This window comes from Catenulispora subtropica, assembly GCF_039531675.1.
Taxonomy (GTDB): Bacteria; Actinomycetota; Actinomycetes; order Streptomycetales; family Catenulisporaceae; genus Catenulispora; species Catenulispora subtropica.
This window is the reverse complement of record NZ_BAAAQM010000007.1, coordinates 1-25129: the sequence shown is the minus strand read 5'-3', so window position 1 is coordinate 25129 and position 25129 is coordinate 1. Positions and strand designations below refer to the sequence as shown.

Annotated in this window: 19 protein-coding genes and 2 pseudogenes; 8 read left to right on the top strand and 13 right to left on the bottom strand. The window is 72.2% G+C overall.

Translation table 11 applies throughout. The annotated features are described in order from the left end of the window. Positions 1-29: 29 nt before the first annotated feature. A pseudogene (paaI, locus tag ABD466_RS08520) lies at positions 30-404 on the top strand (hydroxyphenylacetyl-CoA thioesterase PaaI); the annotation flags it as partial. A gap of 10 nt (positions 405-414) precedes the next feature. Here the strand turns inward: paaI and ABD466_RS08515 are convergent. From ABD466_RS08515 to ABD466_RS08475, 9 genes are read right to left on the bottom strand one after another with little or no spacing between them, the layout of a single operon-like run. Then, positions 415-1869 carry a KamA family radical SAM protein gene (locus ABD466_RS08515; RefSeq protein WP_344656409.1) on the bottom strand — a complete coding sequence of 485 codons (1455 nt, stop codon included), beginning with the start codon at positions 1867-1869 and terminating at the stop codon, positions 415-417. After that, complete coding sequence (locus ABD466_RS08510; protein WP_344656408.1) at positions 1869-3596, bottom strand: class I adenylate-forming enzyme family protein; 1728 nt, start codon at positions 3594-3596, stop codon at positions 1869-1871. The genes ABD466_RS08515 and ABD466_RS08510 overlap by 1 nt, the downstream gene beginning before the upstream one ends. A gap of 11 nt (positions 3597-3607) precedes the next feature. Next, complete coding sequence (locus tag ABD466_RS08505; protein ID WP_344656407.1) at positions 3608-4951, bottom strand: flavin monoamine oxidase family protein; 1344 nt, start codon at positions 4949-4951, stop codon at positions 3608-3610. Continuing rightward, positions 4948-5172 (bottom strand): phosphopantetheine-binding protein, encoded by a 225-nt coding sequence (locus ABD466_RS08500; protein ID WP_344656406.1) that lies wholly within the window; start codon positions 5170-5172, stop codon positions 4948-4950. Before ABD466_RS08500 ends, ABD466_RS08505 begins: the two co-directional genes overlap by 4 nt. Then, positions 5169-6560 carry an amino acid adenylation domain-containing protein gene (locus tag ABD466_RS08495; protein WP_344656526.1) on the bottom strand — a complete coding sequence of 464 codons (1392 nt, stop codon included), beginning with the start codon at positions 6558-6560 and terminating at the stop codon, positions 5169-5171. The genes ABD466_RS08500 and ABD466_RS08495 overlap by 4 nt, the downstream gene beginning before the upstream one ends. Beyond that, positions 6557-7471: an SDR family oxidoreductase gene (locus ABD466_RS08490; protein ID WP_425558587.1), complete on the bottom strand. Its 915-nt coding sequence runs from the start codon at positions 7469-7471 to the stop codon at positions 6557-6559. The genes ABD466_RS08495 and ABD466_RS08490 overlap by 4 nt, the downstream gene beginning before the upstream one ends. Further along, positions 7468-8793, bottom strand: a complete 1326-nt coding sequence (locus ABD466_RS08485; protein ID WP_344656405.1) for an MFS transporter — start codon at positions 8791-8793, stop codon at positions 7468-7470. Before ABD466_RS08485 ends, ABD466_RS08490 begins: the two co-directional genes overlap by 4 nt. After that, positions 8790-10013: an AMP-binding protein gene (locus ABD466_RS08480; RefSeq protein WP_344656404.1), complete on the bottom strand. Its 1224-nt coding sequence runs from the start codon at positions 10011-10013 to the stop codon at positions 8790-8792. The genes ABD466_RS08485 and ABD466_RS08480 overlap by 4 nt, the downstream gene beginning before the upstream one ends. Then, a complete protein-coding gene (locus ABD466_RS08475; protein ID WP_344656403.1) occupies positions 10010-11026 on the bottom strand; it encodes an ATP-grasp domain-containing protein in 1017 nt (338 codons plus the stop codon). The genes ABD466_RS08480 and ABD466_RS08475 overlap by 4 nt, the downstream gene beginning before the upstream one ends. 236 nt (positions 11027-11262) lie before the next feature. Here ABD466_RS08475 and ABD466_RS08470 point away from each other — a divergent pair, with 236 nt between their 5' ends. The 7 genes from ABD466_RS08470 (at position 11263) to fxsT (ending at position 22424) form a co-directional block, all read left to right on the top strand. Further along, positions 11263-12528: an ATP-grasp domain-containing protein gene (locus tag ABD466_RS08470; RefSeq protein WP_344656402.1), complete on the top strand. Its 1266-nt coding sequence runs from the start codon at positions 11263-11265 to the stop codon at positions 12526-12528. Then, positions 12528-13763 (top strand): ATP-grasp domain-containing protein, encoded by a 1236-nt coding sequence (locus ABD466_RS08465; RefSeq protein ID WP_344656401.1) that lies wholly within the window; start codon positions 12528-12530, stop codon positions 13761-13763. The genes ABD466_RS08470 and ABD466_RS08465 overlap by 1 nt, the downstream gene beginning before the upstream one ends. A 280-nt stretch (positions 13764-14043) precedes the next feature. Beyond that, complete coding sequence (locus ABD466_RS08460) at positions 14044-14226, top strand: hypothetical protein (protein ID WP_344656400.1); 183 nt, start codon at positions 14044-14046, stop codon at positions 14224-14226. 19 nt (positions 14227-14245) lie between these two features. Next, positions 14246-16393, top strand: coding sequence for an FxsB family cyclophane-forming radical SAM/SPASM peptide maturase (locus ABD466_RS08455; protein ID WP_344656399.1), 2148 nt, complete (start codon positions 14246-14248; stop codon positions 16391-16393). A gap of 109 nt (positions 16394-16502) precedes the next feature. Continuing rightward, positions 16503-17141, top strand: coding sequence for a TIR-like protein FxsC (locus ABD466_RS08450; RefSeq protein ID WP_344656398.1), 639 nt, complete (start codon positions 16503-16505; stop codon positions 17139-17141). A gap of 121 nt (positions 17142-17262) precedes the next feature. Next, on the top strand, positions 17263-18360 hold the full coding sequence (fsxC, locus tag ABD466_RS08445; protein WP_344656397.1) for an FxsC protein: 1098 nt from the start codon (positions 17263-17265) through the stop codon (positions 18358-18360). A gap of 53 nt (positions 18361-18413) precedes the next feature. Beyond that, entirely contained in the window at positions 18414-22424 is a 4011-nt protein-coding gene (fxsT, locus tag ABD466_RS08440; RefSeq protein ID WP_344656396.1) for an FxSxx-COOH system tetratricopeptide repeat protein, read from the top strand. Between the two features lie 210 nt (positions 22425-22634). Here the strand turns inward: fxsT and ABD466_RS08435 are convergent, their stop codons facing one another. From ABD466_RS08435 to ABD466_RS08420, 4 genes and pseudogenes are all read right to left on the bottom strand, one after another. Continuing rightward, a complete protein-coding gene (locus ABD466_RS08435; RefSeq protein ID WP_344656395.1) occupies positions 22635-23567 on the bottom strand; it encodes an alpha/beta fold hydrolase in 933 nt (310 codons plus the stop codon). Positions 23568-23815: 248 nt separating this feature from the next. Continuing rightward, positions 23816-24319: a hypothetical protein gene (locus tag ABD466_RS08430; protein WP_344656394.1), complete on the bottom strand. Its 504-nt coding sequence runs from the start codon at positions 24317-24319 to the stop codon at positions 23816-23818. 1 nt (position 24320) lies between these two features. After that, on the bottom strand, positions 24321-24830 hold the full coding sequence (locus tag ABD466_RS08425) for a RipA family octameric membrane protein (protein WP_344656393.1): 510 nt from the start codon (positions 24828-24830) through the stop codon (positions 24321-24323). 87 nt (positions 24831-24917) lie between these two features. Then, positions 24918-25129: pseudogene (locus ABD466_RS08420) on the bottom strand (hypothetical protein); the annotation flags it as partial.

Sequence of the window (25129 nt, the reverse complement as noted above, 5' to 3'; positions counted from 1 at the left end):
ACCACGACCCTTATGAAGAACGGAGCTTCATGACAGTGCGCGAACGCGCCGAGGCGATGCTGGAGCAGGATCTGACCTGCCGGAGCCTCGGCATCACGCTGGACGAGGTGGCGCCCGGGCGCGCCGTGCTGACGATGCGGCTGGGCCGGGAGATGGTCAACGGCCACGGCATCGCGCACGGCGGCTGGCTCTTCCTGCTCGCCGACGCCGCCTTCGCGTACGCGTGCAACTCCCACGGCCCGGCCGCCGTGGCCCAGACGGCGCAGGTGACGTTCCTGCAGCCGGCCGGGCCCGGCGACGAGCTCGTCGCGGAGGCGGTGGAGCGGGCCCGGTCCGGCCGGACCGGGCTGTACGACGTGACGGTGCGCCGTCCGAAGGACGGCGCGGTGATCGCCGAGTTCCGCGGGCAGAGTGTCACGTTGTCCGGGCGGCCAGCCGCTGCTCCGGGTGCCCCGGGTGCTGCGGGTGCCCCGGGTGCCCGGGGCGCTCAGGGTGCTGCGTCGGCGGCTCCGGCGGCCGGTCCGACGGCCGGCCGGACGACCGCTCCGCCGGCCCCTCCGGCGGGCACTGCTCGGCCCACCGCCGCCGACCCGCCTCCGACAGGGTCCTGATGGGGTCGTAGTACTGCCGTCCGGCCCACGTCGACACCCCGAGTTCCCGGTCGTACGCGTCGGCCATGTGCACCCACCGCTTCCCGAGCAGCGGCACGTCGCACACGATCCGCGGCGTCGCGTACCCGGGCAGGTACCCCATGATCGAGTCCTGCAGCGCCTTCGCCTCGCCCAGCGAGACCCGCCAGTGCTCGGCGTTCGGCACCATGTCGCACATGTAGAAGTAGTAGGGGAGGATGTTCGCTTCGCCCTGCAGGGCGAAGCAGAGGTCGAGCAGGCCGTCGCGGGTCGCGTTCACCCCGCGCATCAGCACGCCCTGGTTGCGCACGTCCCGCACCCCGGCGTCGAGCAGCGCCCGCGCGGCCGCGGCCACCAGCGGCGTCACCGAGTTCGCGTGGTTGGCGTGGGTGTGCACGGCCAGGTTCACCGCGCGCCGCGCGGCCAGCCGCGCCACCCGCGCCATCCCGTCGAGCACCTTGGGCTGGAGCCAGTGCTGCGGCAGCCCGACGACGGCCTTGGTGGCCAGCCGGATGTCCCGCACCGACTCGACCTCCAGCAGCCGCAGCAGGAACGCCTCCAGCCGCGGCCACGGCACGTTCGCCACGTCGCCGCCGGACACCACCACGTCGCGGACGCCCGGCGTGCGCTTCAGGTAGTCGAGCATCGCCTCCTGCCGGTCGGCCGGCCGCAGCACCAGCCGGTTCTTGGCGACCTGCGGCGTCGAGGAGCCGACCAGGTCCATGCGGGTGCAGTGCCCGCAGTACTGCGGGCAGGTGGACACCAGCTCGGCCAGGACCTTGGTCGGGTACCGGTGCGTGAGGCCCTCGACCACCCACATCTCGGCCTCGTGCAGCGAGTCGCGCTGCGCGTGCGGATGGCTGGGCCAGTCCGGGTCGCGGTCGGAGGCCACCGGCAGCAGGTACCGGCGCACCGGGTCGGCCAGGAACGCGGCGTCGTCCGGCGGCGCGTGCGGCACCATCGTGTTCAGCATCTGCGGCGGCACCATGATCGCCATGGTCGCGAAGCGCTCTCGGTCGGCGTGCAGGTCGTCGTAGAAGGCCGCGGACAGCAGGCCGCCCATGACGTTCCGCAGCTGCGCGGCCGTCTTGACGCTGTGCGCGCGCTGCCATTGCGGATCACGCCACTGCTCCGCGGTGACCTCGCGCCAGCCCGGGAGCCGCCGCCAGTCCGGCTCGACCAGGGTCGGGCGGACGTAGCGGTAGGGCTCCCCGGGCTGGAGATCGTTCTTAGGCGCCATCAGAGGGCGTTCTGCGCGGCGAACAGGGTCGCGAACCGGGTGCGGAGCTCGCGCTTGAGGACCTTGCCGGTCGGGCCCAGCGGATAGTCCGCCGCCTCGCGGGCGATGCGGACGGCCGCCAGCGGCGCCCGGCCGGCGTCGGCGAGCTGCTTGTTCGCCGCCTCCAGCACCCGCTGCTCGGTGACGCCGGCGACGTCGGAGGCCGCGGCGCCGGCCTGCAGGCGCACCATCGCCACCGGCACCTGCCCGCCCTCCGGTCCCGGCACGCCGAACACCGAGCAGTCCTGCACGTACTCGGCCACGTCGGCGATCAGCACCTCCTCCAGCTCCAGCGTGTAGACGGGCCCGGAGACGCCGTCGATCACGTCGACGGTGCGGTCCAGGTGGTAGAAGCGGCCGTCGCCGTCGCGGCGCGCCACGTCGCCGGTGAGCCAGTAGCCGTTCAGCTCGAAGGAGCGGGTCAGCTCCGCGGCGTTCCAGTAGCCCGGGGTGCGCGACGGCGTCTTCACCCCCAGCAGGCCGACCTCGCCGTCCGGCACCGGGTGCCCGTCGCCGTCCAGCACCGCGGCCTCGGTGACGGTCTCCAGCTTCCGGCCGACGCAGCGGTCGTCGCGCTCGGTCTCGGGCGTCCACACCTGCCCGAAGTTCGCCATGCCCATCTCCGACGAGCCGAGCCCGTCGACGTACTGCGACCCGGGCAGCGCGTCCTCGGTGGCGCGCTCGGAGGGCAGCAGCCACGGCTTGATCAGGCCGGCCGGGCGCTCGCCGAGCGTGACCAGCCTCCTGATGTGGCCGTAGTGCGCGGAGTCGCCGGTGTTGAACCAGCTGTGGATCCGGGCCGCGCCCTTCACGGGCAGCTCGCCCGTGGCCAGCTCGACGAAGGTGCGCGGGAACGAGGCGATCATCGTCGGCTGGAACGCCTCCATCACCGGCTCGACGCCGGCGCGCGTCCAGTCGCCCATGACCACGGTCGGCAGGCCGAGCAGCGTCGCGGTGAGGAAGTAGCTCAGGCCGCCGGCGTGCGTGTGCGGCATCAGCGACATCAGCTTGTCGTAGGGCTCGGCCGGGAACCGCGTCATGCGCGGCTGCTTGCCGTCCCAGAACTGGCGGTGTCCCAGGATCGTGGACTTGGGGATGCCGGTGGTGCCCGAGGAGTGGATCAGGGCCACGACGTCGTCGGCCGCGTGCTGGTACGGGTACTGCTCCGGCAGCCCGGCCCCCGAGGCGTCGAACGCCTGCACCTCGCTGGCCAGGGCCAGGAAGCGGGGCCGGCTCTGCGGGTTCTCGCGGTAGGCGGCGGCCAGCCGGGTGGTGTCGAACGCGACGACGCCGACCACGCCGACGTGGTCCAGATAGCGGACCAGCACGTCCGGGCGCATGGCGTCGTTGATCATCGCCGGGACGGCGCCGAGGGCCGAGAGCGCGAGGAAGTGCACCAGCGGCTCGAAGCCCTCCGGCACCAGCACGCCGACCGGGTCGCCGGGGCGGACGCCGTTGACGTGGTACCACTTGGCGTACCGGTCGCGCAGCGCGGCCAGCTCGACCAGGCTGTGGCCGCGCAGGACCACCTGGCCGCGGTGGTCGGTCCTGTGGCTGTACACGTAGGGGACGTCGCGGTGGGGGTTGTCCCGCAGCGCGTAGTCCAGGAAGTTGCCCGCGCCGAGGTCCGGCTCGGTCATGAAGTTCTCGCGCACGGCCAGCGGTGCGAGGGGACTGATGTCGCTCATCGCGGACTCCTTCAGGATCCGGGCAGGGTGAGGATTTCGGCCGCGGCGCGCCGGCCCGAACGGATCGCGCCCTCCATGAGGCCGAAGAACTCGGTGCTGGTCTCGGTGCCGGCCCAGTGGACGCGGCCGTGCGGCGCCGTGAGCCGCGGGCCCAGGCGCAGCCAGTCGCCGGGCCCGAACAGCGCGGCGTAGCAGCCGCGGGCGTAGGGGTCGGCGATCCAGTCGGTGACGTGGACCGCGAGCGGGTCCGGCAGGTTCGGGAACAGCCGCCGGGCCTGGGTGCGGGCCCGGGCGCGCTGCTCCTGGGGGCGCAGCGAGGAGAAGCGGTGCGCCTCGGCGCCGGTGACGAAGCCGGTCAGGACGCCGACCCGGTGCCCGGCCGGGGAGTCGTCGACGGTGGACAGCAGCGGGCCCGCGGCGTTCACGGACCAGCCGGACAGCCCCTCCTCGCGCCAGGCCGGCTCGGGGTAGACGAGCTGGACCTTCACCGCGCAGCCCGGGGCGGTGCGGGTGGTGGATCGGGTCGCGGGCAGCTGCGGCACGAAGTCGACGCCGTCGGCCAGGACCGGCGGGATCGCGACCACGACGCGGTCCGCCTCGTGGCGGCCGCCGTCCTCGGTCAGCACGCTGACGCCGCCGGCGTGCTGGTGGACCGCGGTCACGACGGCGCCGAGGCGGACGTCGAGCTCGGCGGCCAGGCGCTCGGCCAGCTGGTGCGCGCCACCGTCGACCCGGTACTCCTGGGCGCCGCCCTCGAAGGCGTTCAGATAGCGCAGGCCGCCGCCGGAACGGAGGTAGAACGCCATGTGCAGCACCGAGATGTCGGCCGGGTCCGCGGCCATCATCTCGCCGAGGAACAGCGGGAAGAAGACGCGGGCGTCCGGATGGCGCAGCGTCGCCTCGGCCCACTCGGCGGCCGTGGTGTCGTCGAGCTCCGCCGCGCCCGGCGTGTTCCAGGGGGCTGCGACGTCGACGCGGCTGGTCAGGTCGGCGAGGTGGTCGAAGAGCTCGCCGAGGACGACGGCGTTGAGCGGCGGGAAGCGGCCGGGACAGGTCCGCGGCCCGTCCGGGGAGTCGCCGAGTTCGAAGACGCTGGAGCCCTCGGTGCTGGTCGGCGTGGTCTTCAGGTCGTGTTCGGCGAGCAGCCCGAGCAGCTCGGTGTGCCGGTCGCCGAGGTACGCCGCGCCGGCGTCGGCCCACGCGCCGGGCGCGGCCTCGGGCGCCACCTCGACGCCGTGCGTACGGCCGCCGACCCGCTCGCGCGCCTCCAGCACGGTCACCGCGGCCCCGCCCCGGCGCAGCCGGTCGGCGGCGACGAGCCCGGCCAGGCCGGCACCGACGATCAGGACCCTCACGGCACGACCACCCCGCCGATCCGGGCCGCCAGCAGCTCCGGCGTCGGGGCCATGAGGAAGTCGTCCATGGTCAGCTCCTCGCCGGTGGCGCGGGCCAGCGCGCTGAGCACGCGGGTGGCCAGCAGCGAGTCGCCCCCGAGGTCGAAGAAGTCGTCGGCGGCGGCGATGTCCTCGGTCTCCAGCACGGTGCGGAAGATCGCCAGGACGTCGTCTGCGGTCATCGGTTCACTGCCTTTCCTGCCTGCGCGGCACGGCCCGCCGGGGCGTACCGCCGGTGCGTCGCCGCCCGGTCGGCCTTGCCACTCGCGGTGCGTTCGAGTTCGGGGACATAGATGAGGCGGCTGGGCACCAGGTGCGCGGGCACCCGCGCGCGGAGCCAGCCGAGGAGGTCGTCGTTCTCGTCGCGGGCGACGACGTAGGCGACCAGGGCGGTACGCCCGGCGAGCGCCGTGCCGACCACCGCGGCGGCGTCGACCGCCGGGTGCCGGGTCAGCTGGGCCTCGACCTCGCCGGGGTCGACGCGGACGCCGCGGATCTTGACCACGTGGTCCAGCCGGCCCTCGTGGAACAGCAGCCCGCCGGGCTCGCGCCGCACCCGGTCGCCGGTGCGGAACCAGCGCGCGCCGTCGCGCAGGACGAAGCGCTCGTCGGTGGCCTCCGGGCGGCCGAGGTAGCCGGCGGCCAGCGCCGGGCCGCCGACCAGGAGCTCGCCGTCCTCGGTGATCAGCTCCCTGACATGCGGCAGGGCGCGGCCGATCGGCGGGACGCCCGCGGTGGCGGTGGCCGTGTCACTATCGACGTAGACGGCGTGGGTGATGAGCGTGGTCTCGGTGCAGCCGTAGGTGTTGAGGAGCCTGACCTGCGGGGCCAGGGCCAGCCATTCGGCGACGCGCGCGGGATTGGCCGCCTCGCCGCCGATGACCACCAGGCGCAGGCACGCCGGGAGTCCGCGGCCTTCCTCGGCGAGGTGCCGGACGAGTTCGTGCCAGAAGGCGGTCGGCAGGTCCAGAACCGTGATCCCGCGCTGCTCGACCATACGCAGGAAGCGCGGGAAGGAGCCGGTGTGGGCCTCGGCGTCGAAGACGAGCGCGGCGCCGGCGGTGAGGGTCGGCAGGATCTCCTCGAAGCAGGTGTCCCAGTTCAGGGAGGCGAACTGCAGGACCCGGTCGTCGGGCGTGAGCGCGAACAGCTCGCGCAGGGACGCGACGACCGTGCCGATCGCGGTGCGCGGGGTGAGCACGGGCTTGGGCTCGCCGGTCGATCCGGAGGTGAACAGGACGTAGGCGATGCCGTCGGGGACGCCCGCGGCGAGCGCCTTGCGCATGGCGGTGCGGCGCTCGGCCGGGAACGCGGGGTCGACCGGGCAGTACGCACCGCCCGCGGTGACGGCTCCGAGCAGCCCGATCACCGTCTCCGGCGCCCGGACGGCCGGAACTTCGACCGCGCCCGGCGCGGGCCCCAGTTCCGAGGCCCGCGCCGCCACGCGCTGTGCGAGCTGCGCGTAGGTGAGCGGGGTACCGTCGCTGAGGACTGCGACGCGGTCCGGGTACCGCCGCGCCGCCGCTGTGAAGTCGGCGAGCAGATCAGGGGTCTGCGAGGTGACGGTCATGCCAGCCACGTCCGCGCCATGTCCTGCACCGCCGCGCCGCTGACCTCGACCAGCTTCAGCGCGGCGTACTCCCGGGCCCAGGCCGACGTCGGGATCCGGAAGTCCGGGTTCTCCGCCTTGAGGGCTTCGACCACGACCTCCGCGACCTCGGCGCCGTTCTGCGCGCCGGGGTAGCCGGAGTCGGCGACCCACGCCATATACCGTTCCAGGATGTCGGCGTAGGGCCCGGCGGCGGTGAGCAGCCCTTCGCGGGTCAGCCCGGAGTTCGGGCCCCACGCCGTGCCGAGCACCGGCCCGGGTTCGACGAGCACCACCGAGACGCCCATCGCGGCGACGGTCGGGGCGAGCGACTCGAAGAAGCCCTCGACCGCGAACTTCGCCGCCGAGTAGCCCTCGTTGAAGGGCTGGCCGATCAGGCCCCGGGTGCTGCCGACGGTCACCACGCGGCCCCCGGTGGCGCGCAGGTGCGGCAGCGCGGCGCGGGTCACGGCGACCACGCCGAAGAAGTTGACCTCGAGGTTCGCGCGGTACTCGGCCATCGTGGCGGTCTCGATGGTCGCGAAGGAGTTCGCGCCGCCGGCGTTGTTCACCACGATGTCCAGGCGGCCGTACTCGGCGAGGACCTCCTTCAGGCAGGCGTCGATCGACTCCTCGTCGGTCACGTCGAGCCGGCGCACGTCGACCGCGACCGAGGCGCCGGACGCCGCCTGGAGCAGGGGTCCGGCCTTGTCGGGGTCGCGCATCGTCGCCACGACGCGGAAGCCGGCGCCGGCCGCGGCGACCGCGGTCTCCAGACCGATGCCCGACGAGCATCCGGTGATCAGGACCACCCGGTCGGTGTCGGTCGTGCCACCCGCGTCGGTCGTGCCGTTCATGCCGCCCGGGCCGCCCGCGTCGTTCGTGCCGCTCATGCCGTGCTCCCCACCGGCGCGGCCGGGCCGGCGGCGGACGCCGCCTCGGCCAGCGCCTGCTCGCGATTGATCTTCCGCTGGATGCCGGCCTCCGGCGGCCAGGCGAAGAACGTGCCGATCAGCGTGGCGCAGGCCATCGTGATCTTGCAGGCGTTCAGGATCCCGTGGCCCGGTGTCAGCAGCTGCACGAAGACCCCGGCCATCAGGGCGCTGACGGGGATGATCCCCCACGTCAGGGTCCGGAAGGCGGCCGCCGAGACCGCCTGGTCGGCGACCGGGATCCGGACCTGCCGCACCGCCGCGGTGCAGACGTTGTACCAGACCATGGTCACGCCGTAGAGGGACAGCACCGCGCCGACGACCAGCGCCGAGGGCAGCGTCGGGGCCAGCAGGATCCCCAGTCCGACCGCCGAGTGCGCGAACACCGCGATCGGCATCAGCCGGGCCGGGCCGATCAGCCTGCTGACCCGCTGCGCCAGAAGGGCGCCGACCAGGGCGGCCCCGGCGGCGACCGACATCGCGATGCCGTAGGTCCCGACCGACAGGTGCAGCCCGCGATAGGCCAGGATCGGCATCACGGTGACGTAGACCGGCCCGCCGACGTTCATGATGAACGTGCCGATCAGCGTGCCGCGCAGGACCGGGTCGGTCCAGTTCAGGGTGACGCCGGCCTTGAGCCGCTGCCACATCGTCTGCTCGATCTTCTTGCGCTCGCCGTAGGAGCGCATGGAACGGATCGCGCCGGCCGAGAACAGGTAGCTGCCGGCGTCCACGAGCAGCGCCGCGATCCCCATCACCTGGTACAGGAAGCTCGCGACCGCGGGGCCGACGACCTCGGACGCGGTCCGGCTGGTCTCCATGTTCGAGTACGCCGCCACCCGGCCCTCGACGGGGACGACGTTGGCGATGGTCGCGGTGTAGCCGATATTGAAGAACACCGACGCCGCGTTGACGACGGCGACGCTGAAGAACAGCAGCAGCACCGACAGGTGGTGCGTCCAGTACGCGACCATCACCAGCAGGATCACCGAGAACCGCGTCAGGTCGCAGACCACGAGCGTCAACCGCAGGTCCCACCGGTCCACGAGCATCCCGGCCACCAGCGACAGCAGCGGGATGGCCAGGTACTGCGCCATCGCGACCAGCCCGATCTGGAACGCCGAGGCGTGCAGCAGCAGGATCATCACCGCCGGGACGACGAAGATGTTCACCTTGTCGCCGACGTAGCTGACCGACTGCCCGGCCCACAGCAGGTTGAACTGGCGGCCCAGCCCGAGCCGCCCCTTCTTCTCCGGCGCGGGGGCGGCCGCGTCCGCGCTCACGGCTCCCGCCGCTGGACCAGCTTGGAGGTCTTGCCGGTGCGTTCATTGCTGATCAGGTCCTCGACCAGCCGCACCACCAGCGCCTCCGGGTCGCGGTGGAACGCGGTCGAGGGCCCGCCGAAGGCCGATCCGAGGATGTGGTCGCGGATCGCCTCGGCCAGGTCGCCCGCGGCGTCCCGGGCCGGGACGATCAGCACTTCCAGCGTGCTGCCGCGGGAGGCGTACTCGGTGAGCACCAGCTGCACCTGGGAGACGCCGGGCCGGGTCGCGACCTCGGCGGTCAGCGTGTCGGCGTTCAGCAGCAGGCCGCGGAACTTCACCTCGCCGTCGCGGCGGCCGAGCACGCGCAGCGCCGGCCCGGACTCGCGGCAGGTGCAGGTTACCCACTCCCCCGCGTCGCCGGTCTGGTAGCGCAGGACCGGGTTCAGGCCGTGCGGCTTGAGCGAGGTGAAGTCGAGCATCTGGTTCTCGCCGACGTGCACCAGCTGCGAGGGCAGCAGGTGCCAGGTGTCGGCGGCGCACTCCGGGGTGTTGGTCCCGGCGACCCAGGTCTCGGTGCTGCCGAACAGGCCCCAGCGCTTGGCGTTCGGGGCGACCAGCGGCAGGTCCTCGTCCAGGCCGGGATTCCACTCCTCGCCGAGGTACAGCACGCTGCGCAGCTCCGGCAGCTTGATGCCGATCTCGCGGGCCCGGCCGAAGATCGGCCGCAGCACGCTGGGGGTGCCGCCGAACGAGGTGACGCCGCGCTCGGCGAAGAACTCGAGCCAGACGTCGTACTCGGTCCGGTTCACGGCGCCGAGCCCGACGCCGGTGCAGCCGGCCAGGTCGGCGTAGCAGCCCATCAGGTAGTGCGCGCCCCACAGCTTGCCGGCGCCCCAGCCGTTGACGAACAGGTCGTCCGGACCGAGCGGCTTCCACTGCTCGTAGACCTCGTTCATGTACAGCCCGGTCGGGGCGTAGCCGAGCTTCGGCGAACCGGTGCTGCCGCCGCTCTGGAAGGTCCAGGTCGCGCCGCGGTGCGCCTTCGGCTTGAGGTGGTCCAGGGCGACGTTGAGGTCGTCCTTCACCATCACCGGCACGTGGATCAGGTCTTCCAGGCTGTCCAGCGCCACGACGTCGGCGTAGCGGTCGGCCAGCGCGGGCACCGAGCGGAGCTTGGCCAGCGTGGCGCGGACGGTGTCGAGCGCGTCGGGCAGGGTGCTGGCGAACCGGGGGGTCATGACGAGGCCTCCTCGGAGACGGCGGAACCGGCGAACAGGGCGCTGTGACGGTCGCGGTAGGCGAGGAAGCGGTCGCGGATCAGCGTGTGGGTCGCCTCGACGATCGCCGGGTCGCCCGGGTCCGGGCAGAAGATCATGCCGTCGGGCTCGATCTCGGAGAGCCAGAACTGCTTGCCGTCGTACAGGAAGTCGGCGCAGAAGTACGGGATCGGCAGCTTCTCCGCGCAGTACTCGACCGCGGGCAGCAACTCTGCCGGCGTCTGGGTGAAGTACGCCTTCGCGCCGGTCGTCACCTGCGGGAAGATCGCGCCCTCGCCGGGCTCGCGGACCATCGTGGTGTGCGCGCGGCCGTCCACGACGTACACCCGGAAGTCGATGGTGCCCTTGCCGAGGTAGGGCTGGAACACCAGCGTGGTGTCGCCGCCCTGGGCCAGGCTCAGCAGCCCCCGCACGTCGTGCGAGTCGTGGGCCAGGTTGATGCCCCGCGCGGCCATCCAGCCCGCGGGCTTGACGAAGGCCGGCCAGGGCAGGTGCGCGGTGGCCGCCATGTACTCGTCGAACAGCAGGTCGCGTCCGGCGGTGACGCGGACCGTGGGCACCGGCGGCAGCGGGCAGTCCTTGAAGAACAGCAGGGTCGCCAGCTTGTCGTTGCCGATCGGCGCGAACATCGAGGGGTGCGGCAGGTAGAAGCCGGCCTGCTCCAGCACCGAGTAGAGGGTGAACTGGTTGAACGCGTCGACCGACTGGTACGGCAGCGTGTAGGGGGACGTGATGAACACCGTGTCCTGCGGGGTCACCGGGACGCCGTCGACGTAGGTCTTCGGGTTCCGCACGTCGAGCGCGTCGACGGTGACGGCCTCGGGCGCGACCCGGTCGAAGGACAGGTCGAGCTCCTTGGCGATCTCGGCGTACGTGTCCCAGAACGACGCCTTCCACTTGGCGTTGGTGCGGGTGGACTCCCGGTCCGGGAACACCCAGCACAGCCGGCGCAGCGTGCTTGTCGAGTCGGTCATGGGCCGAGCGTCGCAAGGGGCTCTGGAAATGTTCTTCGAATCCGCTGCGAATCCGCTGTATGACTCCGGACCCTGCATTGTCCGCATGTCCTGTCCGCTGGGCGGCACCGCGGGGCGCGGCAAGCCCGGGCCGCAGTGGATTCACAGTGGATCTGCAGCGGATCCGAAGTCCCCCGGCGCACACTCAAGCGATCTTCCGCAGCCTGTGCCGGAGCCGTGCAGAAAGGGTGTTGCCCATGAGCCCGCCGAGCCCGTCCAAGACGGTCGTCATCACCGACGTGTACGCGCCGACCAAGCGGCTGGCCCCGGAGTTCGTCAAGGCCGGCTACGAGGTGGTCCGGCTGCTGAGCACGCCCGAACCGCCCCGCGGCTACGCCGCCGCGTTCGACATGTCCGGCTACAAGGCCCTGATCACGCACGCCGGCGACCTGTCGGCCACCGTCGAGGCGGTCGCCGCGCACCGGCCCGCGGCCGTGGTGGCCGGCGGCGAACTCGGCGTCGAGCTCGCCGACCAGGTCAGCGAGGCCCTGGGGCTGCTGACCAACGGGACGGCGCTGAGCACCGCGCGCCGGGACAAGTACGTGATGATCGAGACCGTGCGCGCCGCCGGGCTGCGGGCCGCGAAGCAGATCCTGGTCACGAGCGCGGAACAGCTCGCCGCGTGGCACCGGGAGGTCGGGGGGCGGATCGTCGTCAAGCCGATCCGCAGCGCCGCCGGCGACGGGGTCTCGTTCTGCGACACGCCGGAGCAAGCGGTGGCCGGGTACCGCGCCATCGTCGACGCCGAGAACGTCTTCGACATCCGCAACGAGGGCGTGGTCGCGCAGGAGTACCTGGTCGGCGGCGAGTACATCGTCGACACGGTCAGCCGGGACGGACAGCACCACGTCACCGACATGTGGAAGTACGAGAAGATCGGCGCGAACGGCATCACGGACCTGACCTGCGGGCTGCGGATCCTGCCGCGGCACGGCGAGGTCCAGGACGAGCTCGTGCCGTACTGCTTCGACGTGCTCGACGCGCTGGGCATCGCGCACGGCGCGGCGCACATCGAGGTGAAGCTGACGCCGAGCGGACCGTGCGTGGTCGAGGTCGGCGCGCGGATGGCCGGCGTGGACTGGCCGAGCTACGTGCGGCTGGCCGTCGGCGAGTCGCAGCTGGAGTGGATCGTCGACGCGGCGGTGCGACCCGAGCGGTTCGCCGAGCGGTGGAAGGACGACTACCGCCTGCAGCGGTACTTCATCTCGGCGATGAACTGCACGACGACCGCCGGACGCCTGCGCTCCTACCCGCTGCTGCCGCAGGTGGAGGCGCTGGAGAGCTTCGTGGAGGCGCGGCAGCTGGTGCCGCCGGGCGGGACGCTGCGGCGGACCGTGGACGACCTGACGTGCCCGATCATCATCAACCTGATGCACGAGGTCGAGGAGGTCGTCGTCCGCGACTTCGGCACCGTCCGCTACCTCGACGGCGCGGGCTTCTACGAGCTCGACCAGGAGTCCTGATGCGTCCGCACGTGGTGGTCATCCACCGCTGGCGGGCCCGCTATGCCGAGTACGAGCGCTACGTCGACCACCGCGAGAACGCGGTCAGCTACATCACGACCGAGGTCGGCGCCTGCTCGGTGACCCCGCTGGCCGCCGCAGTCGCCCTGGTCGAGGCCACGGACGACCAGCAGGCGGTCGGCGACCGCATCCACGAGCTGGCGGCCGACCTCGGCAAGCCGGCCGCGATCATCGCGCTGAAGGAGGACGACCTGCTGGTCGCGGCCCGGCTGCGGGCCGAGTGGGGCTGCTCCGGGCCGACCGAGGCCGAGCTGCTGCCGTTCCGGGACAAGCTGCTGATGGCCGAGGCGGTCGCGGCGGCCGGCGTGGCGGTCCCGGCCTTCACGGCGGTCCGCACCGCCGACGACGTCCGCGCCTTCGGCGCGCGGCACGGCTGGCCGGTCATCGTGAAGCCGCGCATCGGCAGCTCCAGCGCCGGCGTGGTCCACCTGACCGGCCCGGAGGACTGCTCCGCGCTCGACTTCTCCGAGCCGGTCCTGGCCCAGGCCTACGACCCGCGGCAGATCTACCACGTCGACGGGTGCTTCGACGGCACGTCCTTCGGGCCGTTCCGCGCCGCGCGGTATCTGAACACGACGCCACTGGGCTTCCGCGAGGGCACGTGTCTGGGCTCGGTCGAGGAGGACGACCCGGAGCTGGCCCGCGCGATCGGCACGTTCGGCTCGCGCGCGCTCGCGGCCCTGACCGACCAGCCCACGGTGTTCCACCTGGAGGTGTTCGTCGACCGGGAGACCGGCGCCTGCGCGTTCCTCGAAGTCGGCGCGCGGGTCGGCGGCGGCGAGATCCCCTTCGTCTGGCGGGAGATCCACGGCTACGACCTGATGGAGGCGGGCTTCCGCCTGGGCCTGGGCCTGGACCCGAAGCCGTGGAGCGCCGCGCTGTCCACCGGCTCCAGCCCGGGCTCCGGAGCCGGCGTCGGCGGCTTCCTCCTGGTCCCCGCGCCGGCCGCGCGTCCGTGCCGCATCACCACGGTCACCTCGATGCTTGGCCGCGAGCCGGGGCCGTACGCCGAGGCGCTGCTCACCGCCGGCGAGATCCTGCCCGCGGCGGACGCCTACTACGAGCACGTGGGCGGACGGTTCCGCTTCCGCGGCACGACGGCGGCGGAGGTCGAGGCGGCGATCATCGGCACGGCTCGCGACTTCCGGGTCAGCGCCGAACCCCTCGCCGCCTGATCGCGGGGATCAGCCCCGGCCGGAAAGCCGGGGCTGCCTTCACCTCATGCTTCGATTCCCGTGGCGCGTCAGGGGTCTGACTCAGGATGGGTGGAGCGAGTCATCCCGTAACCCTCGATGCGCATGAGGCCTCTGATATACCTGGATATACCCGGCACGGCGCGGGCTCCCGCGATGTCCCCGAAACACCCCTTACCGCAGCGCTCTCACCTTGCCACCGTCCGGAATCGGCGCAATGCTTCCCAGAACGGAGGACTCGCCGCCAGCCCAGGGGGATCGTATGAAGACGTCCGACAGGCAGCCGCAGACCAATGCTTCCGAGACGCTGATCTCGAAGGTCGCCGACCTGAACGGGGTTCCGGTGCGGCGGCTCGTCGCGGACCGCGCGCCGGTGGAGCGGGGCCGGGTACTGGGCGGGGCCGGGGACCAGGTGCCGGTGGCCGCGTTCGACTCCATGATCTGAGCCGGGCCCCGGTTCGGCCTTGGACGGTTCTGTGCGGCCGTTCTCGCTGTTCGTGGTGAAGATCCAGAGCCGGTGTAATCTCGCCTGCACGTACTGCTACATGTACGAACACGCCGACCAGAGCTGGCGGACCCGCCCGGTCGCCATGAGCGACGAGGTCGTCGAGGGCCTGGCCGCACGCATCGGGGAGCACGCCGCCGCGCACCGGCTCCCGGCGGTCGGGGTCGTCCTCCACGGCGGAGAACCCCTCCTCGCCGGCGGTCCGCGCATACGGTGGATCGCCGACCGCCTCCGTGCGGCGCTGCCGCCGGCGACGCGGCTCGAACTCCACCTCCAGACCAACGGCGTGCTGCTCGCCGGCACCGACGGCGAGCAGCTGTGCCGGACGCTTCTGGAGACCGGCGTCAAGGTCGGCGTCTCGCTGGACGGGGACCGCGCCGCCAACGACCGCCACCGTGTCCACCACAACGGGGCGAGCAGCTTCCGGGAAGTGGTCGCGGGGGTGGAGCGCCTGGGTTCGCCCCGCTACCGGCGAGCCTTCTCGGGGCTCCTGTGCACGATCGATCCGAGGAACGACCCCGTGGAGAGCTACCAGACGCTGGCCGGCCTGGATCCCCCACGGATCGACTACTTGCTACCGCATGCGAACTGGGACACGCCTCCGTCCCGGCCCGAGCGAGGCGGCACGGCACCGTACGCCGACTGGTTGATCGCGGTACACCGACGCTGGTCCGCGGACGGGCAGCGCCTGCCCATCCGGGTGTTCGACTCGATCCGGTCCGCGCTGGCCGGCGGTGAGAGCCTCAAGGAGGCCCTCGGCACGGAGCCCTGCGACCTCGCCGTCGTCGAGACCGACGGATCGATCGAACTCGCCGACTCGCTGAAGACCGCCTACGACGGCGCCCCGCGCACCGGCTTCCACGTCCTGGAGCACTCGTTCGACGAAGCGGCGGCGCACCCGGGGTTCGCGCTCCGCGAGGCGGGCGCGGCGGGGCTGTGTCAGACCTGCCGCCGGTGCCCGGTCGTCGAGATCTGCGGCGGCGGGCTGTACGCGCACCGGTACAGCAAGGACAACGGCTTCGACAACCCGTCGGTGCACTGCGCCGACCTGTTGAAAGTCATCACCTACATGACGGAGACGGAGACCTCGCGTCCCGCGGCGGCGATCACGGGAACCCCCGCGGCGCACGAGATGTCCGGGGCCTGTTTCGATGATCTGGCCGCCGGCTTCGGGGACGTCGCCGCGGTCCGGCAGCTGGCGGCGGCTCAGGAGAGCATCAACCGCGGACTGCTCCACCAGGTGTTCACGGTGTCCCGCGAGCGCGGGGAGTTCTCCCGGCGGCCCTGGCAGGCCATCGACGCCCTGGAACGGCGGGATCCGGAGGCCCTGCGCAAGGCCCTGATCCATCCGTTCCTCCGGGTCTGGGCCCTGCGCTATCTCGACGCCACGCCCGAGTCGGCCGATCAGGAGTATCTGCGGGCGGCGATCGCCGATCGCCGGGACCGGTCGCGGCTCGTCGCCGACGGCCTCACGGTCACCCTCGACGACGTCGACCCCTGCCGTGACTGCTATGGGAAACCGCTCGTCGGCCGGCTGGAACCGGCGGCGGTCGCCGCCTGGCGGCGGATGTTCGCCGAAGCCTGGCACCTCATCGTCACCGAATACCCCGGCTACGCGCCCGCCATCGGCGCGGGACTGTCGACCATCGTGCCGCTGGCGCCCCGACCCGGTACGCAGACGAGCGCGACCGCACGCCAGGCGTTCGGCGCGATCGCGGTGGCGCTGCCCGACACCGCCGACGATCTCGCCCTGCTGATCATCCACGAGTTCCAGCACGTCAAACTCGGTGCCCTGATGGACATGTTCGACCTCTACGACCCGACCTCGCCCCTGACCTTCCCCGTTCCGTGGCGGCCTCCGGAGGACGAACGACCACCCGGGGCGGCACTGCAGGGCCTGTACGCCCACGCCGCCGTCGCCGACGTCTGGCGGACGCGATGGCTGCGCGAGGCGGCCACGGAGCCGGAACGGTCCAAGGCGGGAGCGCAGTATGCCACCTGGCGCCGGGCGGTCGCCCGGGTCGCTCATACCCTCACGGTTTCCGGGGTGTTGACCGACCTGGGCGAACGCCTGGTGGCCCGCGTCGCCGAAAGCACTCATCGATAACCCCGAACTCGTTTAACAGAACGTTGCGTCACTACTCGCGACCGGTACACTCCGCAGTGCGTCGGCCCGGCTGGTCGGAAGGAATCCACAGGTGGCAGAGGAAGGAATGGTGAGCCTTGCCGAGGCTCCCTACTTCTTCCTGAGTTACGCGCGGATGCCTCCCACCAATGACATCGGCGCATTCCGCGGTGAGGCCGACAAGGACGTCATCGAGTTCTATCAGGACCTGTGCACGGCGATCCGCCACCTGGCCGTCGTCAAGCCGGGCGCGCAGGCCGGCTACCTGGACCGGGCGATGGGCACGGCGACCCAGTGGGAAGTCGCGGTCCAGGAGGCCCTGGCGACCTGCCGGACCTTCGTCGCCCTCTACAAACCGGCCTACTTCGAGAGCACCTGGTGCGGGCGCGAGTGGGCGGCGTTCGAGCGGCGGCAGCAGCTGGCCCGGGAGGCGGGTTCGATCGCCTACGACGCGATCATCCCCGTGTTGTGGGTCGACGAGGCCAGTCTGCCCGATCCCCTGCCCAAGGCGGCGAGGCCGGTGCAGTATGAGGACGCGGGGCAGCCCGACCGCTATCGGACGCAAGGACTCTGGGAGTTGCGTTTCGGGATGTACGACCACGACTACAAGCGGGCCACCATCGCGATCGCCCGCACCATAGTCAGGATTGCCCGGTCGACGCAGATCCCCCCGTGTGACATCTCGGAGTTCTCGCAGGATGCCAATGCCTTCAGTGCGGAATCGGAATGACGTGAAGGGACAGAAGGGTATGGGGGGCTTCCGGCAGTCCGGTGACGAACGGTCCGTCCGCGAACCGCTGTTCTTTCTCAGCTATGCGCGCCCGCAGGAGCCGGAGGCGGAGCGTCCCCGCATGGAGCGGGACCTCTTCCTGACCTTCTTCGACGACCTCACGCAGCGGCTCAGCACCCTGCTGCCCCGGCAGTGGCCCGGCGACCTCGGCTACGCCGCCGACGCCGAGGCGCCGGAGCAGCCCACGCTGCGGGCCCTGTCGGTGTGCCACGTCTTCGTCCCGCTGATCTCCCCGCAGTACTTCAGCACCCGGCGCTGCGGGCTGGAGTGGTCGGCGTTCCGCCAGCGCGTCGGGGCTCGGGACGTCGCGCTCCACTTCGTCCCGGTGACGTGGGCGCCGGTGGAGCCGGCGAACATCCCGCCGGCCGTGCTGGAGGTCGACTTCAACACGCCGCGCGGGGGCCGGGCCGACACCGTCGACGGCTTGTACCCGCTCATGTTCGACGAGGACCCGAAGCGGCGGGGCAGCCCCTACGACCTGGTCGTGGACGACGTCGCCCGGACGATCAGCCGGGTCGTCCGGGACCACCCGCTGCCGGCCCGGACGCTGCCCTCGCTGCTGGGGCAGCAGAACGCCTTCCGGGCCGCGCGCACCCGGCTGGTGCTGCGGATCGTGGTCCTCGCCCCGACCCGGGAGCGGTCCCCGGAGGGCCGGACGGCCGACGGCCACTACGGCGACGCCCAGACCGACTGGGTGGCCCCGTACGGCGACCGCCGGGACCGCACGCTCGCCGCGGACGTCCGGACCATCGCCGACCACCTCGGCTACGCCCCCGAGATCGTCGGGTTCGACGACGTCGCGCCGGCGCTGCTGGCCGGCACCCTGCCCAGCGCGCCGACCGTCCTGCTGATCGACAACTGGGCCCTGCTCGACACCGCCTGGCGGGACCAGGTCGCGGCGTACGTGGACCCGGCCGCGAAACGGCCGGCCTGGGAGACGTTCATGGTGGTCCGGGACGACTCCGATCCGGAGACCGGCCAGCGTGGCGCGGAGCTGCGGGCCGCGGTGGATGGGACACTGTCCGCGAGCCTGCAGACCCTGCAGACGAACGTCCAGCACGCGGCGTCCGGGGACGGCCCGCGCGAACGCTTCCCCTCCCACTTCTCGACCGTGGCCGAGTTCGCCGCGGGCCTGTTCCGGTTCCGGGGGTCCCGGTGACCGATCGCGGACGGAACGACACAGCACTGGTCGACGACGACGGAGGTGTGACCATGACGGGCTCGGAGGCCGCCGGCGGCCGGATCGTGACGTTCTACTCGTACAAGGGCGGCACCGGCCGGACCATGGCGCTGGCGAACGCGGCCTGGATCCTGGCCGCCGCCGGGCACAAGGTGCTGATGATCGACTGGGACCTGGAGGCGCCGGGGCTGCACCGGTTCTTCGAGCCCCTCCTGGGCGACGAGCGGCTGCGCGACGTGCCGGGCATCATCAACATGATCGACCAGTACTGCGACTCCGCGAACGCCCGGCTGACCGGCGAGGACGGCGCGGCCGGCGGCGCGATCGACCCGGTCGCCTGGTGGGCGGAGAACGCCCACGTGGCGGAGAACGCGGTCCAGCTGGACTGGGACTTCGGATCGGACGGCAGCCTGCACTTCATCCGGGCCGGCCGCACCGCCGCGGTGCACTCCTCCGGGATCTCGGCCATGGACTGGTACGCCTTCTACCACCACCTCGGCGGGAACCGGTACCTGGAGCAGATGCGGCTGCAGCTCAAGCAGGCCTACGACTACATCCTGATCGACAGCCGCACCGGGAACAGCGACATCGAGACCATCTGCACCAAGGACCTGCCCGACGACCTGGTCGTGTGCTTCACGCTCAGCGGCCAGAACATCGACGGGACCGCGGAGATGGCGGCCCGGGTCGACGAGATCCGCGGCGCCAACCGGCTGCGCTCCCCGGTCCGCATCCTGCCGGTGGTGACCCGGGTGGACGACTCCGACTCCGACCGGCTCGACACCGGCCTGGCCGTCGCGCAGGCGCGGTTCGCCCCGTTCGTGAGCCGGATCGGGTCCCACGATCCGGCGGCGTACTGGAACGTCGCGCAGATCCCTTACAAGGCGCTCTACTCCTACGAGGAGCTGCTCGCCGTCTTCGGCGACTCGCCGGGGAACCCGCAGTCGGTGCTGGCCGCGATGGAACGGCTGGTCGGGCTGATCACCGAGGGCCGGGTGACCTCGCTGGCCCGGATGGACGAGGGCCTGCGCCTGCGCTACCGGCAGAAGTTCTTCCGGCGGGCGCCGGTCGCGCTGGCCGACGTCTGCATCAGCCACCTGGCGGCCGACCGGACCTGGGTCGCGTGGCTGCGCTGGCTGCTGCGCGGCGCGGGCCTGGAGTCGTCGGTGGACGACGCGTCCGCGGCCGACGGCCGGGCCCTGGACCCGCTGACCGCCGAGCAGATGCGGTCGGCCCCCTTCACCCTGGTCCTGGTGTCCGCCGCCTACCAGCAGTCGGCGCTGGGCCGGTCGGTGTGGGCCAGCCGCAACGACGTGCCCACCCAGCTCGGCAGGCTGGTGGCGCTGCACGTCGAGCCGCCGGTGCCGGGCAGCCCGCTGCGCTGGTCGCCGGCCGTCGAGACGGTGAACCGCAGCGAGGCCGACGTGGCCGGCGCGCTGCTGGCGGCGCTGGGCTCGCCGATGACCGCCGAGCAGGCGCTGACCGAGGCCGAGCGGATCGGGACCAGGGTCCGGTACCCCCGGTCCCGGCCCGACCACTGGAACGTGCCGAACCGGATCGTCCGGTTCACCGGGCGCGAGGACAGCCTGGCCCGGCTGCGCGCCCAGCTCACCGCGGGCACCGGCGCGGACCTCACGCACGCGGTGCTCGGCATCGGCGGCATCGGCAAGACGGCGCTGGCCGTGGAGTACGCCCACCGGTTCCAGCACCACTACGACGTGGTCTGGTGGATCCGCGCCGAGCACCCCAACTTCGTCACCGAGGACCTCGCCGAACTCGCCCGCCGGCTGGGACTGGAGGTCCAGAACGTCGGCGAGGCCGCCGACGCCGTCCGGGAGGACCTGCGCACCGGCCGGCGCGGCGGGCGCTGGCTGCTGGTGTACGACAACGCCGAGGACCCCGACCGGCTGCTGGACCGGATGCCCTCGGCCGCGAACGGCCACGTGCTGGTCACCTCGAACAACTCGAAGTGGGCCGGCGTCGTGCCCGCGCTGGAGGTCGACGTGTTCGACCCCGAGGAGAGCGTCGCCCTGCTCACCCGCCGCGTGCCCGGGCTGTCGCAGCGGCACGCCGGGCTGGTCGCCGACGAGGTCGGCAACCTCCCGCTGGCGGTCGAGATCGCCGGCTCCTGGCTGGCCGAGACCGGGATGCCGGTCGAGGCCTATCTGGAGCTGCTGCGCAGCGACCCGGCCGCGACGCTGGAGCGCGGGCACGCCTCCGGGTACGACCGCTCGGTCATCGCGGCCTGGCGGCTGAACGTGGCCCGGATCGGGGAGCTGTCCCCGGGCGCGGCACGGCTGCTGCAGCTGCTGGCGTTCTGCGGCCCCGAGCCGGTCGCGGCCAACCTCGTGTACGGCGACGCCATGAGCCGGGCCCTGCTGCCGTACGACACCCGGCTGCGCTCCGGCAAGGGCCCGATCGGCCAGTACGTCCAGCTGCTCAACAACTACGGCCTGGTCACGGTGCCGCGCGGCACCAACAAGCCGCTGCAGGTCCACCGGCTGATCCAGCAGGTGGTCCGGGACCAGATCCCCGATCCGCAGGACCGGGAGACGCTGCGCCGCGCGATCCACGAGGTCCTGGTCGCGGCCCGCCCGCCGCAGGGCGACGTGGACAACGCGCGGACCTGGCCGGTCTACGCCGAGATCTGGCCGCACCTGCTGCACTCCGAGGCGCGCCGCGGCAACGCCGAGACCCGGCAGCTCTACGTCGACCGGGTCCGCCACCTCCGGCTGCGCGGCGAGCCCGGACCGGCGGCCGAGCTGGCCGAGGAGACGGTCGCGCTGTGGGAGGCCGACCCGGAGATCGGACCGGACGACGCCCGCAACCTCAGCATGCGCTTCGAGCTGGCGAACGCGCTGCGCGCGCTGGGCCACCCGGCCCGGGCGCTGGAGATCGACACCGACGTCGTGGCCCGCCAGCGGGCGCACCCGGACCTGGGGCCGGAACACCTGGCGACGCTGATGACCGTCGGCGGGCTGGCCAGCGACTACCGGGCCCTGGGCCGGTTCCAGGAGTCGCTGGAACTGGACCGCGCGAACCACGCCGACTTCCTCGCCTACATCGGCCGGGACCACCCCCGGACCCTGCTGGCGGCCAGCAACCTGGCCGTGGCGCTGCGCGCGGCCGGCGAGCCCTTCGAGGCGCTGAAGATCGACCGGCAGACCCTCGACGACCGCCGGGACGTGCTCGGGGAGACGGACTTCCTGACCTTCAAGTCGGCCATCAACCTCGCCCGCGACCTCCGGGACTGCGGCGACCGCACAGGCGCCCTGGAGCTGCTCAAGGTCACCTACCGGGACGCCCGCGACGCCCTCGGCGACGACGCCCCGGCCACCATCGAGGCGGCCCGCGCGCTGTCCACCAGCTACCGCAAGGCGGGCGACTACACCGAGGCCGGCAAGCTCCTGGCCCGGCTCCGCGACCAGCTCGGCGCCCCCGAGTCCGTGGAGTCGGTGCCGCTGCTCGGCTACGCGCTGAACGCCGCCGCGCACCGCGCCGGCAGCGGCGACGTCCAGGGCGCCCTGGACCTGGCGCAGACGACGCTGGCGAAGTACCAGGCCAAGCAGCCCCACCACCCCGACGCCATGGTCTGCGCCAACAACGTGGCGATCTACCTGCGCCGTCTGGGCCGCACCCAGGAGTCGCTGGAACGCCTCCGGATCACCTTCGCCGAACTGACCTCGGCGCTGGGCGAGACCCATCTCAGCACCCTGGGCTGCGCCATCAACCTCGGGAACGCCCTCGCCGAGACCGGCCGGCCGGAGGAGGCCGAGCAGTTGTACCAGGCGACGGCCGGACACCTGCGGACGGTGCTGGCCCCGGCCGAGCCCGCGGCCCGCGAGAGCCACCCCGACCTGCTGGCGTGCCAGGCCAACCTGGCGGTCACGTGGCACGAGACCGGCCGGGAGGAGCAGGCCGAGACCGAGCGGGCGCGGGTGCGCAAGCTGCTGGCGGCGACCCGCGGCGAGAAACACCCCAGCACAGCACGGCTCGACCGGTGGGAGCGTGCCGACCGGGAGCTGGACGCGACGCCGCTGTGAGCGGAGGCGGCCGTCAGAGGATTGCGATCAGAGCCCGGAAAACAGGGGGCTGAGCACGTCGGCGCCGGAACACCGGGTTCCGGCGCCGCTGCGGTACCCGGCGTCGAGACCGCCCAGCGATCGGCGAAGGGAGCGCGCATGGACGTCGCGTCCGCGAAGCGCGGCCGCGAGCTCGGCGCGCTGTGACACCCGGGGCGGGCGGATGCGCCGTCACCGCCCCGACACGGCACCGGCCCGGTTCGCCGTGTTAGCCAGCCAGCGCAGGATCCGGGGCATGGCGGGGATCGCGCCGAAGTGGGCGGTGTTGAGGGCGAGCATGGTCGTGGCGTTCTTGAGGTGGTCGGCGAGCCAGTAGAAATGGTCGATCGGGGAGAAGGTGTCCAGCTCGCCGTGCCAGAGCAGGGCCGGCACCTCGATGTCCGACACCTGGAAGCCCCAGGGTTTGACCAGGGAGACGACGTCGTCGAACCAGCCCTGCAGGCCGTGGTCCCGGACGTCCGTGTCCGCCTCCTCGGGGTCGAAGGCCGCGTCGAAGTTCTGCACCAGCATGCGGCGCACGCCCGTCTCCCAGACGATGCGGCGGTCTCCCGGTGACATTTCCGGGACCAGCGATCTGATCATCTGCTGGGGATCGGAGTTCAGTGCCGAATGGCGCTGGAGCAGTTCTTCGTGAAGCGATCCGTGATCCTCGGCGGCGAGAGTGAACGCGTGGATGTTGGACTGTGTCATCCCGGCGAACCAGTCGAGTTCCGCGGGATCCACGTCGAAGGGCGCCAGGCTTACCAGAACGGCCACGTTCTCGACCCGTTCCGGCAACAGCGCGGCGCACGCCATCGCGTGCGGACCGCCTCCGGAGCGGCCCATGACGGAGAACTTCTCGAGGCCGAGCGCGTCCGCGATGCTCGCGACGTCGGCGGCGGCATGGCTCACGCTGCGGCCCTCCAGCCGCCCCGAGCCGCCGTATCCGGGCCGGTCGTAGGCGATGAGCCGGAGGCCGGAGTTATGCAAGTGGTTGACAAGGGGTCGTGGCCCGCGGCGACTTCCGGGCATGCCGTGCAGATACAGGATCGGATACCCGTCCTCCGGGCCCCAGGACTCCACCGCCAGTCCCCGGCCGCCCTCGGTCACCACCAGCGTTCTCACTCGCAGCCTCCCGAGTCCGGTGCCGACCGTAGCCCCTGCGCCCCTGTTCGCAGCATGGCGCACGGCATCTTGATTGTCATTACCGAAAAGCGTGCACTGGCTATACATGCTTCCACCAAGACACGCGAGAGCCTAGCGGAGAGATGCGCCACTGTGGCCTATGTGGGGGAAAGCCATGCGTGGGTTTCACTCTCACTCAAGCTCCGGCTATGCGCGGCCGCCGGAAATTGCGATCATCACGCCGCGTGTCAGGCCTCTGCGGAACCGCGCACCGCGCCCGGCGGCCAGACCAGCCGCACCGGGACACCCGCCGCGCGCGCCGTGGCCACCGCGTCCGCCATACCACCGCCCCGCCCGGAGGGCGGGGCGCCGTCCCAGATGGCGACCAGCAGATCGGCCCGCGCCACCAGCGCGGCGTTCGCCTCGTCGTACGCCTCCCGCCCGGCGCGCTCGGCGGGCAGCACCACGACGTCGTCGGCCGCGGCCAGCAGCCGGTCGAAGTCCGGCGTGTGCTCGGCCGGCACGTGCGCGGCCCGGTAGTCGCGCGAGGGGATCAGCGCGGTCAGCGAGCCGCCCGCGTCCAGCAGGACCTGTGCGAACACGGTGTCCGCACCCGCGGCGAGGCAGGACACGCCGACCAACGGCTCCTCGCCCGCACCCCATTCGTCGAACAGCCGCCGGAGAACCCGCCGGACCAGCGCGACGGTATCAGCCCCGAGATCCATGTGCCCGGTCACCGCGAGCGTCGGCATGTCAGAGCAGGATTCCGAGGAAGGCCACCAGGTAGGCGGCGGCGAAGGTGAGGGGCACGGACTTCTCGACCCAGGTCAGCTGGGGATAGCGCTGCCGCCCCCGGGCCGCGAGCACCATCTCCCACTCCCGCACGTACGCGAACGCGGGCAACCGCTCCTCCAACGTGTTGATCACCGCGAACTTGGCCGCGTTCAACTGCTTGTACGAATGGATGAGCACGAACCACGCCAGGCACTCCGCGAGCAGGATGACGAAACCCGGCACCACCACCCAGGCCGAGACGCCGGCCGCGCGCTGGCCCCTGGAGGCGGCGGCCAGCACGGCGACGACGCCGCTGTTCAGCGTGAGGAAGAAGGTGTTGGCGAGGTTCCGCCGCGCGCTCAGGTTGTCCGACATCGTGACGCAGAGCTTGTACTGCTCCAGGACCGCGTTCTGATACTTCTCCCCGGACGCCTCGTAGTCGTCGGGCCCGATCGCGGTGTTCCACACAGCATCCTGATTCCCGGACATGGCTCCATAGTGCAACCCCGGCCCGGTGCGGTACAGGGATGTGAACCGGCCATAGGGGCGAAGTCCCTACGGCCGGTCGCCTGCGGCTCAGGGCCCGACGAAGGTCCAGTAGAGGTTCGCCGAGGACCACGGCGACCAGGTACCGCCGTTCACGCTCTGCGTGAAGCCCATCTGCGCGGTCGGGGTGCCCTGGCCACGGGCGAAGACCGTCATGGTCTTGGAGGCGGGGCTATAGGCGATCGTGGGGTCGCCGGCGAGCTTCCAGTAGTTGTTCAGCTCGGCCCAGTTCGACCACGGCC

What these genes read in the sequence shown, in the direction of transcription:
- ABD466_RS08515 (WP_344656409.1), bottom strand. Translation starts at nt 1,869, where the DNA reads ATGGCGCCTAAGAACGATCTCCAGCCCGGGGAGCCCTACCGCTACGTC.
- ABD466_RS08500 (WP_344656406.1), bottom strand. Translation starts at nt 5,172, where the DNA reads ATGACCGCAGACGACGTCCTGGCGATCTTCCGCACCGTGCTGGAGACC.
- ABD466_RS08470 (WP_344656402.1), top strand. Translation starts at nt 11,263, where the DNA reads ATGAGCCCGCCGAGCCCGTCCAAGACGGTCGTCATCACCGACGTGTAC.
- ABD466_RS08480 (WP_344656404.1), bottom strand. Translation starts at nt 10,013, where the DNA reads ATGACCCCCCGGTTCGCCAGCACCCTGCCCGACGCGCTCGACACCGTC.
- ABD466_RS08475 (WP_344656403.1), bottom strand. Translation starts at nt 11,026, where the DNA reads ATGACCGACTCGACAAGCACGCTGCGCCGGCTGTGCTGGGTGTTCCCG.
- fxsT (WP_344656396.1), top strand. Translation starts at nt 18,414, where the DNA reads ATGACGGGCTCGGAGGCCGCCGGCGGCCGGATCGTGACGTTCTACTCG.
- ABD466_RS08510 (WP_344656408.1), bottom strand. Translation starts at nt 3,596, where the DNA reads ATGAGCGACATCAGTCCCCTCGCACCGCTGGCCGTGCGCGAGAACTTC.
- ABD466_RS08490 (WP_425558587.1), bottom strand. Translation starts at nt 7,471, where the DNA reads ATGAGCGGCACGAACGACGCGGGCGGCCCGGGCGGCATGAACGGCACG.
- fsxC (WP_344656397.1), top strand. Translation starts at nt 17,263, where the DNA reads ATGGAGCGGGACCTCTTCCTGACCTTCTTCGACGACCTCACGCAGCGG.
- ABD466_RS08425 (WP_344656393.1), bottom strand. Translation starts at nt 24,830, where the DNA reads ATGTCCGGGAATCAGGATGCTGTGTGGAACACCGCGATCGGGCCCGAC.
- ABD466_RS08495 (WP_344656526.1), bottom strand. Translation starts at nt 6,560, where the DNA reads ATGACCGTCACCTCGCAGACCCCTGATCTGCTCGCCGACTTCACAGCG.
- ABD466_RS08460 (WP_344656400.1), top strand. Translation starts at nt 14,044, where the DNA reads ATGAAGACGTCCGACAGGCAGCCGCAGACCAATGCTTCCGAGACGCTG.
- ABD466_RS08465 (WP_344656401.1), top strand. Translation starts at nt 12,528, where the DNA reads ATGCGTCCGCACGTGGTGGTCATCCACCGCTGGCGGGCCCGCTATGCC.
- ABD466_RS08430 (WP_344656394.1), bottom strand. Translation starts at nt 24,319, where the DNA reads ATGCCGACGCTCGCGGTGACCGGGCACATGGATCTCGGGGCTGATACC.